Genomic DNA, 14075 nt, shown 5'->3' with positions numbered 1-14075 from the left:
ATTCTGAGATCGGGCGATTTGTATTGAAAAACGGTTTATTATTAGGTGCTTACTTTTTTTCTCATCTGTGCTACACTAGATTCTAATTTCAGCAAATGATCGGGTGTGAATTTAGACTTGATCAATAAATTTATGGAGCAGAGGGTGGAATAGCAATGGATGTTACATTGACGAAAGTACACGGTTCTGAGAACGATTTTTTTATTCTCGATCAAACAAAATTAGCACATCGCTTAACTGAGGCGGAATTAAAACAAGCTACACAGCAAGTGACTGACCGTGAAAATGGGTTGGCTGGTGGTGCCGATGGCGTTTTATACGTTGATGATTCCAGCCACCCACAAGTTAGTGGTAAAATGCGCGTGATCAATGCCGATGGTAGTGAAGCTTCAATGTGTGGTAACGGTATCCGCACTGTAGCACGTTACTTATCAGAACAAAAGCAACAAACTAATTTTAAAATTGAAACAATGTATGCTGATTTGAACGTTAAGCAGGCACAAGATTTAGCACCGCAAGTTAAGACGTTTCAAGCGGAGATCTCACCGGTTAGCTTTGCCGCAGCCGATCTGGGTATGCACGTGGCGAACTTACCGGAATTACACCATACTAAGATTCCTGCTTTATCTAAGACACTTAATTTTACGGCAGTGGCAGTTCCTAACCCGCATTTAATTAGTTTTGTTGATCATGAAACGTTGCTTGGACCTGAATTAGGGCGAATTGCTGGTTATTTAAATGATGGGCAGAATCCTTATTTCCCCGATGGCGTTAACGTTAGTTTTGTTGAAGTTCTGGGACAAAATCATATTTTTGTCCGTACCTTTGAACGTGGTGTTGGCTTTACTAATGCTTGTGGCACTGGGATGTCAGCGGCTAGCTTGGTCTACGTGTTAGAGCAAGGTGGCGATTTTGAACAATTGATCACCGTACGAAATCCTGGCGGCATGGTCAAAACACTGGTACATCAAACAGATAATACGTATTGGATGGAACTGATCGGTAACGCTACTTTTGTTGGTAAGGCTACGCTTAGTTTAACTGCATTGTTAGCTGGTGATTTTAGCCAAGTTAAGTTTAAAATTAGCGGTGAACAACCAGCATATCAAGAATTTGTGAACAGTTTAGAATAGGCTCAATCAGGCTTGACGTGAGTAAACTTGCGCCAAGCCTCTCTTTATACTTTTTAAGCAGGATGATCAATTCAAAGAAGCGAGGCAAGTGCAATGGCAGCTGTAACTAAGCAAGTAAGTTTTCAACATAACCCACAAGTACAAAAGAATCGTTGGTGGATTCTAGTTGCGGTCGGTTTATTTACCTTTATGTCGACGCTCGATGGTAGTATTGTCAATATTGCTTTACCGGTGATGAGTCATGATTTGAAAATTCCCATGAATCAGGCCGAATGGGTAGTCTCAATTTACTTGATCGTTGTCTGTGCATTATTACTATTATTCGGTAAATTAGGGGATGTCGTTGGTAAAATCCGCATTTTTCGAATTGGTACATTTTTCTTTGTTTTAGGTTCATTACTTTGTGGATTTAATCAAAGTTTGACTCTTTTGCTGTTAGCTCGCGGATTACAAGCTTTTGGCGCCAGCATGACAATGAGCACAAATAATGGTATCATCACAGAAATCTTTCCAATCAGTGAGCGCGGAAAAGCATTAGGTTTCATTGGTTCTTTTGTTTCGTTAGGGTCTATCGCAGGGCCGGGGATTGGTGGTCTGATATTATCAGTTTTACCTTGGGGCTACATTTTTTGGTTAAACGTACCGATTGGTATTTTAACGATGTTTTTAGGGCACAAAATCTTACCAAAGGATCTATTAGTTAACCATAAACCAATTGATTTTGGTGGCTTTATTTTGTTTATGCTGATGATTGTCAGTCTATTCGTTGGTATTTTCTTAGGCCAACAGATTGGTTTCACGCAGCCGTTAATTTTGAGTTTGTTTTTACTGGCAATTATTATGTTAGGGGTATTTATTTGGTTTGAGCCACGACAAAAAGAACCGTTGATTGCTTTTAAACTATTTCACAATTCTGCTTTTACATTAAGTTTAATCGTTGGTTTTCTAATTTTTATCACCAACTTTTTCTTTAATGTAATTTCGCCATTTTATTTGGAAAATGCCCGTGCTTTATCACCGAGGCTAGCCGGCTATATTTTGATGATGTTTCCAATTGTACAGGTGATTGCCTCACCACTAGCGGGGAGTATTGCCGATCGAATCGGGTCAGAATTGTTAACGTTTATTGGGTTAGTTGTGATTTCTATCAGTCAAATTGGTTACGCACTGACTAACTTAGAAACGCCACTTTGGTTATTCATGCTCTTTGTTGGTTTAGTTGGCCTTGGTAATGGGGTTTTTCAAGCCCCTAATAATACGATGGTGATGAGCTCGGTTACAGCTAATGACCTTGGTATTGCTGGTGGTATCAACGCCTTAGCGCGTAATCTAGGTATGGTTTTCGGGATCTCAATTTCAACAACAGTACTGTATGGTGCAATGAGCCATAATTATGGCCAGCACGTTACAACCTATTTGGCTAAGCGCCCAGATGTATTTATTTACGGGATGCACGTGGCCTTTACGGTTGCATTAGTCGTTTGTTTAGTGGCTACGGTGCTAACCGGGGTGCGATTGTGGTGTAAAAGGGTTAAGTAATCAAAAAAGTTAGGACAGATGTGGTGACATCCAGCCCTAACTTTTTTCTATTTATTCTGATTTTGAGTTAAAGCTAACAATTGATCACGTAGATTATTTTCCATATTGCTCAACTCAAGTTCAGCATTTTGCCGTTTTTCACGACCGTCTTGCTGAATTTTTAAGGTTTCTTGTAAGGTTTCAACTAAGTCATTTTGTGTTTTTTGTAGTGTCTCAATATCAACAACACCACGTTCGTTTTCTTTGGCTGTCTCAATTGACGAAATCTTCAGCATTTCACTGTTTTTCTTCAATAGATCATTGGTTGTTTCGGAAACTTGGCGTTGTGCAGTCACAGCTTCTTTTTGCCGCAGTAAGGTGAGGGCGATGGCCACTTGGTTTTTCCATAATGGAATTGCAGTATTGATCGACGCCTGAATTTTTTCGGCTAATACTTGGTTCGTGTTTTGTATCAAACGAATTTGCGGTGCTTGTTGAATCGTAATTTCACGGGCTAACTTTAAATCATAAACCCGTTTATCCAAACGTTCTTCAAATTGATTGAGATCGGTAACCGTTTGTAGATCCATTTGGTCACCACTGGCTTGAGCTTTTTCATTAGCTGTAGGAATTAATTTAGTTTGCAATTCAGTTCGTTTTAATTCACCAGCAGCAATAAAAATATTGAGCGCATCAAAGTAGTCTTTATTTTTTTGGTACAATTGTTCTAATAGGCGGTTGTCGGTTAGCAGATTATTTTTTTCTTTATCTAATTTAACAGCAATCGTATCGATTTGAGCACCAATTTTTTGATATTTAGCTTGAATCTCATAAATTGATTTACGCACTTTGCCAAACATGCGCTTAAATAAATTACCATCACCGGCTTGGAGGTCTTCAGGACTGGCTTCGTTTAAACGAAACATTAAACCGGAAAGCGCATCACCAATGGCACCAGTATCTTGGCTTTGCACTTTGCTTAGCATACCTTGTGAAAATTCACTTAATTTAGTTTGTGCTTGGGCACCATAGGTCATTACTGATTGCGTATCGCTAACATCGATTTGTTGGGCCAGCTTTTCTGCATCGGCGCGTTGTTCAGGGTTTAAGCGATTGATCATTTGTTCTGGTTGATCAGCAGCAGCTACCTGGTTATTGACGACGCTGGGGGCGCTTTGTGTGTTGCTAAATGGATCCTTGAGTAGGTCATCTAAAACTGAGTTGTCAGTAGTCACATCTTTGTTCTCATTATTGCTCATGCGTGTCGGACTCCTTTGCCGTCGTTTGGGATTTCTTCAAAGCCGCCTTAGCCAAAGTCATATCAATATCGATATCACTGAGATCATCGGCGACTAGTGCTTCATAATCATCGCGGAATTGTTGCGCTAAATCGGTGATCACAGTGGCACTTTTTTCCAAAACAGTATACGTATCTTTATCTTTAACTTCATGCTTACTGATTGCGATATATTTTTCCGTTAAATCAACCATAGTTGGCAGATGACGGTATAGGAAGTCGCTGGCGGCGTGTAATTTCTGTGGTTCAGCGACAATCGCTTTAAAACTCGCCCGTGCCACATTAACTGGTTCTAAATGCAACTCGATTGCCCGCAATTTAGGAACACGTTGCATATTCTGACTTAATTGATCAATTTGTGTTTTAGCGGTACTCATGGTTTCACGGAAAAACTGAATGTCCTCGTCCGCCATACCAGTTGTACGGTAATGTTGCAGCATATCAGAATCCACATTTTTTAATTTCTTAGGTTGTTGTGGTCGGCGTAATTGCCACCAACGCGCAAGACCAGTAATAATAACGGCACCAATAAAAGAGAACGTGTCACTAAATGTACCAGACATACAACCATTGAAAAATAAACTAAGGACATAGAAGCTGGCAATAAAAATGATCAAGGTGATCAGCCAGCTACTGCGCTTGGAACTTCTTTTTTGCATTATTGTCAACTCCATTCAATCCGTTTAGGTTTGTAGCTTCATTCTACCACAGACAAATTCCTAACAGCTACGTCTAAAGTTTGAAATTATCGTAAATCGAATTACTGATTATTGTAATTGTATTTGAATTTCTAAATTATTACCGGTATCATAAAATAGTGCAGTAATTGGCTTGCGAAAAGATGGAGGCATGATCATGGAATTTGCGGAAAAAAGATTACAAAATCAGCACATTTATCATGGTGCAGTCATTGATTTAGATTTAGAGACCGTGGCGTTACCTAATGGTCAAAAAGCGCAGCGCGAGATTGTGCGCCATCCCGGAGCAGCAGCTATTATGGCACTGACTACGGATCAACGAATGGTTTTTGTTGAACAATGGCGTCAGCCGCTTCAGCAAGTGACTTTAGAAGTCCCAGCTGGTAAAATTGATGCGCGCGATGCTAATCCAGAAGCAACCGCTTGGCGTGAATTAAATGAAGAAGCAGGTTACACGGCACAACTGTTAACACTGCAAGCTAAGTTTTATTCATCACCGGGTTTTGCTGATGAGCAAATGTGGCTCTATCGTGCGACTGACATTCAGCCGGTAACAACGCGGTTGGCGTTAGATGATGATGAATTCTTGCAGCTACATGAGTTAACTTTGGCGCAAGCTCAAGCGCAAATTAAAGCTGGCGTTATTTGTGACGCGAAAACATTGATTGCCGTGCAATTTTGGCAGGCAGGATTAAAGGAACGTGATTAAATGACAAAAGAAGAAAAACCATTAAGCCGAGCAGCTTACCGGCAGCAGCAGACGCAACAGGCGGAATCGACTAAAGCGACTGAACCTTTACGCCGACGTGAGGCCAACCAGCCGAGTCGGCACCGAACGCATGGCGACAGTGGTGGCGAAGAAACCATTGCGAGTCCGCAATTAAAAAAACGTTTAAATTGGTCAATCGGTATTGTTGTTGTTTTGATCGTATTGGTTTATCTGGTTTTATTTTTTGTTTAATAATATATTTGAGGAGTGTTTTTTGTGAAAATTGGTATCGTTGGTGCAATGGAAGAGGAAATCCGCTTATTACAATCTAAAATGAGTGACTTGACCCAAGAAAAAATTGCTGGGGTTGATTTCTATCAAGGAACGATCAGTGGCCAAACCGTGATTTTAGTTCGTTCTGGCATTGGTAAGGTGCAAGCAGGGATGACGACTGGCTTATTGTTATCACGGTATACGCCAGATGTTGTGTTGAATACCGGCTCTGCTGGTGGCATTGGCAGTGGCTTAAAAATCGGGGATGTGGTTGTCTCCAGTGAAGTCGCTTATCATGATGTTGACGCCACCGCCTTTGGGTACGCACTAGGGCAATTACCACAACAGCCAGCACGGTTTAAAGCTGACGCAAAATGGGTCGCCCGCGTGCAACGCGCTTCTGCTGCGGTTAATTTGGCGTCACGCACTGGTTTAATTGTTTCCGGTGATCAGTTTATTTCTAGCCACGCAGCTAGTGCCAAGATTCTAGCTAATTTTCCTGATGCTTTGGCTAGTGAAATGGAAGGTGCTGCGATTGGTCAAGTAGCCACGCAATTTAATGTGCCTTTTGTGGTGTTACGTGCTATGAGTGATGTTGGGGACGAAGACGCTGGCGTTATTTTTGATGATTTTGTTGTTGAGGCGGGCCAATATTCAGCCGCAATGATTTTAGCTTTATTGGCGGATCTGGCCTAGCCAATTCGTTGTCTAGCTTGTAAATTGTGCTAAACTAAGATTACTTACTTTTTACAAGAAGGGAATAAATCATGACACACACTTATTTAGATAATGCGGCAACAACCCCGATGGATCCAGCGGTTATCGCGGTGATGACCGAACAAATGCAGCAAAATTTCGGTAATGCTTCCAATATTCACTATTTTGGTCGGCAAGCACGTCAAGTATTGGATGCCAGCCGCAAAACGCTTGCCCAAAGTATCAACGCTAAGGAAGATGAAATCGTCTTTACTAGCGGTGGTACGGAAGGTGATAACACTGCAATTATGCAGACAGCCTTGCAGCGGCAGCGCTTAGGTAAACACATTATTACGACAACGATTGAACACGAGGCAGTCTTAAAGCCACTACAATTTTTGGAAACGCAAGGTTTTGAAGTAACCTATTTGCCAGTGGATGAGCACGGGCTGATTTCGTTAGCTGATTTTAAAGCAGCCCTGCGTGATGATACAATTCTAGTGTCGATCATGATGGGTAATAATGAGGTTGGCAGTCATATGCCGATCCATGAAATTGGTGAATTGTTAAAAGATCACCAAGCTTGGTTCCACACGGATGCCGTTCAAGCATATGGCTTACTGGACATTGACGTTCAGCGTGATCATATTGATTTGTTGTCCGTTTCTGCACATAAATTAAATGGACCTAAATTCTTAGGCTTCCTCTACCGCCGCCAACGTATCAACTTTCCTAGCTTCATCAAAGGTGGCGATCAAGAAGACAAACGCCGCGCTGGGACGGAGAATATTCCCGCTATTGCTGGTTTTGCTAAAGCGGTTGAATTAGATACACCGGCTGAAAAGGAAGCACGCCAGCAACGGTATGCTGGTTTTAAGCAACAATTGTTAGCTGGATTGACGGCTAACGGCATTGACTTTGCGGTTAATGGCGAATTAAGTGCTAATAACTTACAGCATGTACTCAACATTTGGATTAAAGGGATATCCACTTACGTTTTACAAATGAACCTCGATCTAGCTGGTTTCGCTATTTCTGGTGGTTCAGCTTGTACGGCTGGCAGCTTAGAACCTTCCCACGTTTTAACAGCGATGTACGGTAAGGATAGCCCACGGATTGAGGAATCGATTCGTATCAGCTTTGGTAAAGATAATACAGCAGCTGATATTGATCAATTTGTTGCTGCATTGACTACGATTGTTAAACGGGTCAAAAAAACAGTTAAAATTTAAGTACAAGGATAGGAGTGGGTCAAAATGGCATTTGCGGCAACAGCAACCGTTAAAGGGAGCACAACAACATTTGCGCTAAGTCAGAACGTTAAAAAATATACGTTGAAAGATGTGGGTTTTGTTGAAACACGGGGCGGTAACTTTCAATTGGAACGGCCACTAGATCCCAATTCACCGTATAACCAAGCGTTCAAGCTTAAAGTAACTGTCGCTAAAGATTTAAAGAACTTAAAAATGTCGATTACAACGGCCAATGGCTTACAAGCTGTCGATATTTTTAAACAACCAGCTAAAACAGAACAGATCACACAATTTGATTTTTTAATTGAAAACTTAGTTAGTCGTGAAATTTTAATTAAAAAATAATGAGTAAATTCACTTGAATTTATTAGAATTTAGCTTACACTAAATTTAAATAAATAAAGGTGGGTTAAACATGAAAAAGTTGGTTTGGTTATTGGTGACTAGTTATCATGATCTTAAGTGGGTTTATCAACATGATGAGGTCGCTTGGATTGCAAATTAGGACTATTTAAAGCTGCGGCAATTTGGTTGTAAGCAGAGCTAGCTTCCATTCCAGTAGGCAATGAACGTTCATCTATTGATCTTTTAAGTGGCAAAGTTAGTGGTAATCAGAATACAAAACACCGATAAAACAGGCAGAAAACTGTTTTATCGGTGTTTTTATGTGCATATAACCTATTTTAAAACTACGAATCACTATAACTGCCGGCTGATCCTAATTGAGCCACCTAAACGTTCAATCTAATTCACGAAATAATGCTCAAACGCTGCCAAAGGTGGAATGGAGGTGCTGGCGTTATCACTGTCGCTCGTTCTTCCCAACACTGTTTAGCAAGTATTAAATTTAGCACTTATTCGCCAAATAGAACGTGCTTCCCGTTGTCGATTGGACTATTGCCGAAGTACGGCAAGTCCAAGTCGCAGCTGTGTCGATGGTACTTGGTGACCGTGGTCGCCTAGTACCATGCGCGGCTGGCAAGATCCATTTTCTTTTCCGATTGGGTTTTAATTGGAAAAGAAAATTAGCTTGCCAACGTGCCACTGTCGCTCGTTTTTAACAACTAAATTTAACAAGCATCAGCAACTAGTACTTAGCTGCTAAGTAGAACGTGCTTTCCGTTGTCGATTGAACTACGGCAAAGACCGCCAAGTTCAAGTCGCACGCGTTCCATACGCCAGCGCCGGAATGGAACCAAACTAACTCTGCCTACGAGCTAATAGGACAGCCAAATATCAGAGAGAACCGTGAATTTATGGCGTAGTTCTTTTTTTAAAAAAATGCGAGTGGTCAGTTAACTTGTATTCTGCTAGTGGCTTGATATAATGATAAGTACTGAATTACGCGACCTTCAAATCGTGGATTTTCAGAATCTATTTGAAATGATGGTGATCAAATGAATGAGAACGCCAATACTCGCGTTGTCGTTGGTTTGTCTGGTGGTGTCGACTCCACCGTTGCCGCATTGCTTTTGAAACAGCAAGGTTACGATGTAGTCGGCGTATTTATGAAGAATTGGGACGACACTGATGAAATGGGTGTCTGTACCGCCACCGAAGATTTTAAAGATGTGGTCAAAATTGCCAATGAAATTGGTATTCCGTATTACTCAATTAATTTTGAGAAGGAATATTGGGACCGCGTTTTTGAGTATTTCCTAGATGAGTACAAGCATGGCCGGACGCCTAATCCAGACGTGATGTGCAATAAGGAAATTAAGTTTAAGGCTTTCTTGGATTACGCTTTAGATTTAGGCGCTGATTATATTGCCACTGGTCATTATGCGCGGATCCAGCGCGATGCTGATGGTACTGCCCATATGCTACGTGGGGTGGATGGCAATAAAGATCAGACATATTTCTTAAGCCAGTTATCGCAGAACCAATTGAACAAGGTTATGTTCCCATTAGGTGACATGACTAAGCCTGAGGTTCGTGAGATTGCGGCTAAATATGACTTAGCCACTGCGAAGAAGAAAGATTCAATGGGGATCTGCTTTATCGGTGAGAAAAACTTTAAGCAGTTCTTAAGCCAATACTTACCAGCACAGCCCGGCAAAATGATGACGGTTGATGGCGAGGTTAAGGGCAACCATGATGGTTTGATGTATTATACGATCGGCCAGCGTCAGGGCTTGGGTATCGGCGGCAATGGGGCATCCAATGAGCCTTGGTTTGTAATTGGTAAGGATTTAACCACCAATACATTGTACGTTGGTCAAGGTTTCCATAACGAACATTTATATGCGACCCATTTAACGGCTTCCAAGTTTAATTTCACTACTGACATGGATCGTGGCGATAGTTTCCACGTAACCGCTAAGTTCCGTTATCGTCAGCAAGATACTGGCGTCACAGTACACATGAGTGCTGACCGGCAGAATGCGACTATCGAATTTGACGAGCCTGTTCGGGCGATCACACCTGGCCAAGCTGTTGTTTTATACGATGGTGATGAGTGCTTAGGTAGTGGCACGATTGACGCTGCCTATAATGACGAGCGCGTGCTACAATATGTTTAAGTAAAAAAGTTGGCTGCGGCCAGCTTTTTTGTTTGGCGTAGTCGCTTGAATTTCTGCTGACTTTTCCGCATAATAGTAACAAAGGTATGGGAAAGAGGATCAGTTGTGGTGACTAAATTATTTTTTGTACGACATGGTAAAACTAAGTGGAACTTAGAAGGACGTTATCAAGGCGCTAATGGTGATTCACCATTGTTAGCTGAAAGTTATCGTGAAATCGATGATCTGGCTGAATTTTTGCGGCCGTTACAATTTAATCGCATCTATAGTAGTCCGTTAAATCGGGCTAAAACAACGGCTTTAGCGCTAGAAGATCGGTTACCGGGCAATATTCCCGTGGTGATTGATGAACGTTTACGTGAGTTTAATTTAGGCAAAATGGAAGGCATGAAGTTCACTGAGGTAGCGAAACGTTATCCGCAGGAATTATATAGCTTCCGCCATGCCCCGGCACAATATGATCCAACAGCAATCAACGGCGAATCTTTTCCCCAATTAATTGCACGAATGCAGCCAGCGATCAAAGAAATCGTGGCGCAAGATAGCGGCAACGGACAATATATTATTGTTAGTCATGGTGCCGCCTTAACCGCGCTGATCCAGTCGTTACTAGATACACCATTAGCTGATATTCGTAAGCGTGGTGGCCTATCGAACACCAATGCAACCACTGTTGAAACTAAGGATGCAGGGGCTACTTACCAACTATTAAAATGGAACGATACCCATTTTCTAAGTAAAAAATTGGACGAAACTGATACGATTTAGGTGATTATTTTGCAAAAAACAAGTAAAGATTTATGGGCTAAAGGTGACAAGCAAGGCGCGGTTAAAGTATTGGTCGCTGCCATTGAAAAAACACCGGCTCAGTTGGATAATTATTTAGAATTAGCGGCTTATTTAAATGCGTTAAAAGATACGCAGCAAGCAGAAAAATTGTTACAAAGTGCATTGGTGCGCTTTCCGGACAATCAAGATCTCCTTTACAGTCTAGGGACGACTTATTATGCTGCTGGCGACTACGCTAAGGCATTGACTCAGTTTCAGCAAGTTACGCTTCCACGATTAGAAAATGATAAACTTTATATGTTAGCATCAACTTACTATGCGCAGCAAGACTATGCGCACGCCTTAGCCTTTGCCGTTACGGCGCAACAGCATGAGCCACAACGAACCGACGTTAATTTGTTAGTCGGCGATTTATTTTTGGCGTTAGGTGATTTCAGCCATGCGGCAACTTATTATGGTCAGGTTTTAACCCAAGAGCCTAAAAGTGCAGCGGCTAATTTTAAAGTTGGTTTGGCACGGCTGGCACAGGGGTTGAGCAATGAAGCTTATTTTGAAAAAGCGAAGCAGTTGGATGCTGCTTACTTTGCCCAAGAAAAGCACCGCTTAAGCGATATCGAACGTTACTTAAAAGCACAACAAAAATGAGGGTTCCAGTATGTCAGAACAAGAATTACCACTATTTACAGAAGAGCAGCAACCTTATCTAATTGGTAAAGTGAGCGCCATCTTTTTTCATAATCCGACTAATTTTTATCAAGTTGTATTGATCAAGGTTAGTGAAACCAGCTTTGAATGGCACGAGGATGAAATTGTGGTGACTGGTAGTTTTGGCGAACTTAAGGAAGAGGAAACTTATCAGTTTTTTGGTAAGTTAGTCACTCATCCGAAGTACGGCATGCAATTTCAGGCCATTAATTATCAATTAAATAAGCCAACCACGGCCGCTGGTTTAGTCGCTTATTTGTCTGGCGATAATTTTAAGGGTATTGGTAAACGAACTGCCGAAAGAATCGTGGCCGAGCTGGGCACTGACGCCATTGATAAAATTTTAAAGGATTCGAACGTGTTGGCACCGTTAGATTTGCCGGCAACAAAAATCCAAGCTTTGGTTGACACGTTAATGGCCAATAATGGCTTGGATCAAATTATTATTGGCCTTAATGGTTACGGCTTTGGTAGCCAATTGGCTTATACAATCTATGAACGGTATCAACAAGATACGCTGAAGGTTTTGACTGAAAATCCCTATCAGCTAGTCTACGATATTCAAGGCGTTGGGTTTAAAAAGGCTGATAATATTGCGTTGCAACAAGGTTCAGCTGCGGATGCACCAGAACGGATTCAAGCTGCTATTTTGCAGGTGATCACCGAGTTGACCAAGGCAGAAGGCGACACTTACACGACGGCTCAACCGCTGTTAAGTGCTAGTTTAAGGTTGCTTCAAGAAAGTCGTAATGAGGCAATTGATCCTGATAAAGTGGCCCAACAATTTATTGAATTAGCCAATCAGGGCAAGTTAGTTGGTGATGAGGATCGCATTTATTTACGATCACTTTATCGCGCTGAGTGGCAGATAGCAGAGCATTTATATCGGTTAGAAAATGAAGAGGATGAGATCACTTACCCAGAGCGCGATCTGGATAAGGAAATTCGCCGTGTGGAAAAGCTATTTGATATTGGTTATGGTGCTTCTCAAGTTGCAACCATCAAGGCGGCCTTGACCCACCATGTCTTTTTGTTAACTGGTGGCCCCGGTACGGGTAAAACGACCATTATCAATGCCATTGTTACGTTATACGCTGAGCTTAATGGCTTGTCATTGGATCCTAAAGATTATAAAGATCAGGATAAAGTCTTTCCGGTTTTATTGGCGGCACCAACTGGGCGTGCGGCAAAACGAATGAGCGAGTTAACTGACATCCCGGCCAGTACGATTCACCGGCTCTTAGGCTTAACTGGCCGTGAAAGTACGCCAACTGTGGCAACTAAGGAGTTGGAGGGCGGCTTATTGATTATTGACGAAATGTCGATGGTGGATACGTATTTATTTAAAATGTTGATTCAGGCCGTTCCCAGTTCGATGCAAGTCGTGCTAGTTGGTGATAAGGATCAATTACCATCAGTTGGGCCTGGTCAAGTGTTCTATGATTTATTACGGAGTAAAGGACTGCCCCAACATGAGCTAACTGAAATTTATCGGCAAGATGGTGAGTCATCAATTATTCCATTGGCACATGCTATCAAAGAAGGTCAATTACCAGCTGATTTTAACGAGAATAAAGTTGATCGATCGTTTATTGCCTGCAACGCTTACCAAGTTGAATCGGTGATTGCACAAGTGGTAACTAAAGCACAAAAAAAGGGCTTTACTGCGCAGGATATCCAGGTCTTAGCGCCAATGTATCGCGGTGCTGCGGGTATTGACCGCTTAAACGTTGAAGTGCAGCAAATCCTAAACCCACCTAAATCGGCCAAAACTAAAACGATTGAATTTCATAATCAAAAGTTCCGGATTGGCGATAAGGTGCTGCACTTAGTTAACAGTCCAGAGCAGAATGTCTTTAATGGTGATATTGGTGAAATCGTCAGTATTCAGTTGGCTAAGGATAAGGGCAACGTCGATCACACAGATCAAATGACGATTCGTTTTGATGCGACTGAAGTGACTTACGGTAAGTCTGACTGGGCGAAAATTACCTTAGCATTTTGTACGTCGATCCATAAGGCACAGGGTAGCGAGTTTAAGCTGGTTATTTTACCGATGGTGCACCAATATCAGCGGATGTTACAACGTAATTTACTTTATACGGCAGTGACACGTGCGGAAAAATTGCTGATTTTACTCGGGGAAAAGCAGGCCTTTAGCGATAGTGTCCAACGAGAGTCGATCAATCGGAAAACGACACTGACGCAGCGCATTCAGGCAACCTTTGAACCTGATGAACAACCAGCTAAGATTGAGGATAAAGTAGCCACCTATACACCAGAAGCAGCAGTTGTGACTGCTGAACCAGTGGCCACAACAAACGCAACAACACCGCCAGTAACGGAGGCTAAAGCTACAGAAGCTACGCCAACTGACTATCGGTTAACGCCGCAATTAGTAGCACAAGGTCAGATCAATCCACTGATTGGCATGGCTGGGCTTAAGCCAAAGGATTTTGCCGCGGCTAACAAATAAAGCAGG

At 42.0% G+C, this 14075-nt stretch carries 13 protein-coding genes; 11 read left to right on the top strand and 2 right to left on the bottom strand.

The features are described from left to right. The first annotated feature begins 155 nt into the window (after nucleotides 1–155). Both dapF and EKM80_RS06055 read left to right on the top strand, forming a co-directional pair. Entirely contained in the window at nucleotides 156–1133 is a 978-nt protein-coding gene (gene dapF, locus EKM80_RS06060) for a diaminopimelate epimerase (RefSeq protein ID WP_125552221.1), read from the top strand. A 93-nt stretch (nucleotides 1134–1226) separates the two neighbouring features. After that, nucleotides 1227–2672 carry an MFS transporter gene (locus EKM80_RS06055; protein ID WP_125552220.1) on the top strand — a complete coding sequence of 482 codons (1446 nt, stop codon included), beginning with the start codon at nucleotides 1227–1229 and terminating at the stop codon, nucleotides 2670–2672. Between the two features lie 47 nt (nucleotides 2673–2719). On the opposite strand, the gene EKM80_RS06050 is transcribed toward EKM80_RS06055, so the two are convergent. Next, on the bottom strand, nucleotides 2720–3910 hold the full coding sequence (locus tag EKM80_RS06050; protein ID WP_125552219.1) for a toxic anion resistance protein: 1191 nt from the start codon (nucleotides 3908–3910) through the stop codon (nucleotides 2720–2722). After that, nucleotides 3900–4607 carry a 5-bromo-4-chloroindolyl phosphate hydrolysis family protein gene (locus EKM80_RS06045; protein WP_125552218.1) on the bottom strand — a complete coding sequence of 236 codons (708 nt, stop codon included), beginning with the start codon at nucleotides 4605–4607 and terminating at the stop codon, nucleotides 3900–3902. The genes EKM80_RS06050 and EKM80_RS06045 overlap by 11 nt, the downstream gene beginning before the upstream one ends. Nucleotides 4608–4803: 196 nt before the next feature. Here EKM80_RS06045 and EKM80_RS06040 point away from each other — a divergent pair, with 196 nt between their 5' ends. From EKM80_RS06040 to recD2, 9 genes are all read left to right on the top strand, one after another. Continuing rightward, on the top strand, nucleotides 4804–5355 hold the full coding sequence (locus EKM80_RS06040; RefSeq protein WP_125552217.1) for an NUDIX hydrolase: 552 nt from the start codon (nucleotides 4804–4806) through the stop codon (nucleotides 5353–5355). After that, nucleotides 5356–5607, top strand: a complete 252-nt coding sequence (locus EKM80_RS06035) for a hypothetical protein (protein WP_125552216.1) — start codon at nucleotides 5356–5358, stop codon at nucleotides 5605–5607. It begins immediately after the preceding gene. 24 nt (nucleotides 5608–5631) lie between these two features. Further along, on the top strand, nucleotides 5632–6324 hold the full coding sequence (locus tag EKM80_RS06030) for a 5'-methylthioadenosine/adenosylhomocysteine nucleosidase (protein WP_125552215.1): 693 nt from the start codon (nucleotides 5632–5634) through the stop codon (nucleotides 6322–6324). A 71-nt stretch (nucleotides 6325–6395) separates the two neighbouring features. Beyond that, complete coding sequence (locus tag EKM80_RS06025) at nucleotides 6396–7556, top strand: cysteine desulfurase family protein (protein WP_125552214.1); 1161 nt, start codon at nucleotides 6396–6398, stop codon at nucleotides 7554–7556. Between the two features lie 24 nt (nucleotides 7557–7580). Further along, a complete protein-coding gene (locus EKM80_RS06020; protein ID WP_125552213.1) occupies nucleotides 7581–7922 on the top strand; it encodes a DUF1831 domain-containing protein in 342 nt (113 codons plus the stop codon). A 1052-nt stretch (nucleotides 7923–8974) separates the two neighbouring features. Continuing rightward, nucleotides 8975–10099 (top strand): tRNA 2-thiouridine(34) synthase MnmA, encoded by a 1125-nt coding sequence (gene mnmA / locus EKM80_RS06015; protein WP_125552212.1) that lies wholly within the window; start codon nucleotides 8975–8977, stop codon nucleotides 10097–10099. 108 nt (nucleotides 10100–10207) lie between these two features. After that, on the top strand, nucleotides 10208–10867 hold the full coding sequence (locus EKM80_RS06010; RefSeq protein ID WP_125552223.1) for a histidine phosphatase family protein: 660 nt from the start codon (nucleotides 10208–10210) through the stop codon (nucleotides 10865–10867). Nucleotides 10868–10876: 9 nt separating this feature from the next. Then, nucleotides 10877–11533: a tetratricopeptide repeat protein gene (locus tag EKM80_RS06005; RefSeq protein ID WP_125552211.1), complete on the top strand. Its 657-nt coding sequence runs from the start codon at nucleotides 10877–10879 to the stop codon at nucleotides 11531–11533. 10 nt (nucleotides 11534–11543) lie between these two features. Continuing rightward, a complete protein-coding gene (gene recD2 / locus EKM80_RS06000; RefSeq protein ID WP_125552210.1) occupies nucleotides 11544–14069 on the top strand; it encodes an SF1B family DNA helicase RecD2 in 2526 nt (841 codons plus the stop codon). Nucleotides 14070–14075: the final 6 nt, after the last annotated feature.

It is taken from the genome of Loigolactobacillus jiayinensis (assembly GCF_003946445.1).
In the GTDB taxonomy this organism is placed as follows: domain Bacteria; phylum Bacillota; class Bacilli; order Lactobacillales; family Lactobacillaceae; genus Loigolactobacillus; species Loigolactobacillus jiayinensis.
Note: the sequence above shows the minus strand (reverse complement) of the source record. Positions and strands in the feature narration are given on the sequence as shown.

Coding starts and splice junctions, on each gene's coding strand:
- EKM80_RS06045 (WP_125552218.1), bottom strand. CDS start 4,607: ATGCAAAAAAGAAGTTCCAAGCGCAGTAGCTGGCTGATCACCTTGATC.
- EKM80_RS06035 (WP_125552216.1), top strand. CDS start 5,356: ATGACAAAAGAAGAAAAACCATTAAGCCGAGCAGCTTACCGGCAGCAG.
- mnmA (WP_125552212.1), top strand. CDS start 8,975: ATGAATGAGAACGCCAATACTCGCGTTGTCGTTGGTTTGTCTGGTGGT.
- dapF (WP_125552221.1), top strand. CDS start 156: ATGGATGTTACATTGACGAAAGTACACGGTTCTGAGAACGATTTTTTT.
- EKM80_RS06020 (WP_125552213.1), top strand. CDS start 7,581: ATGGCATTTGCGGCAACAGCAACCGTTAAAGGGAGCACAACAACATTT.
- EKM80_RS06025 (WP_125552214.1), top strand. CDS start 6,396: ATGACACACACTTATTTAGATAATGCGGCAACAACCCCGATGGATCCA.
- EKM80_RS06050 (WP_125552219.1), bottom strand. CDS start 3,910: ATGAGCAATAATGAGAACAAAGATGTGACTACTGACAACTCAGTTTTA.
- EKM80_RS06055 (WP_125552220.1), top strand. CDS start 1,227: ATGGCAGCTGTAACTAAGCAAGTAAGTTTTCAACATAACCCACAAGTA.
- recD2 (WP_125552210.1), top strand. CDS start 11,544: ATGTCAGAACAAGAATTACCACTATTTACAGAAGAGCAGCAACCTTAT.
- EKM80_RS06040 (WP_125552217.1), top strand. CDS start 4,804: ATGGAATTTGCGGAAAAAAGATTACAAAATCAGCACATTTATCATGGT.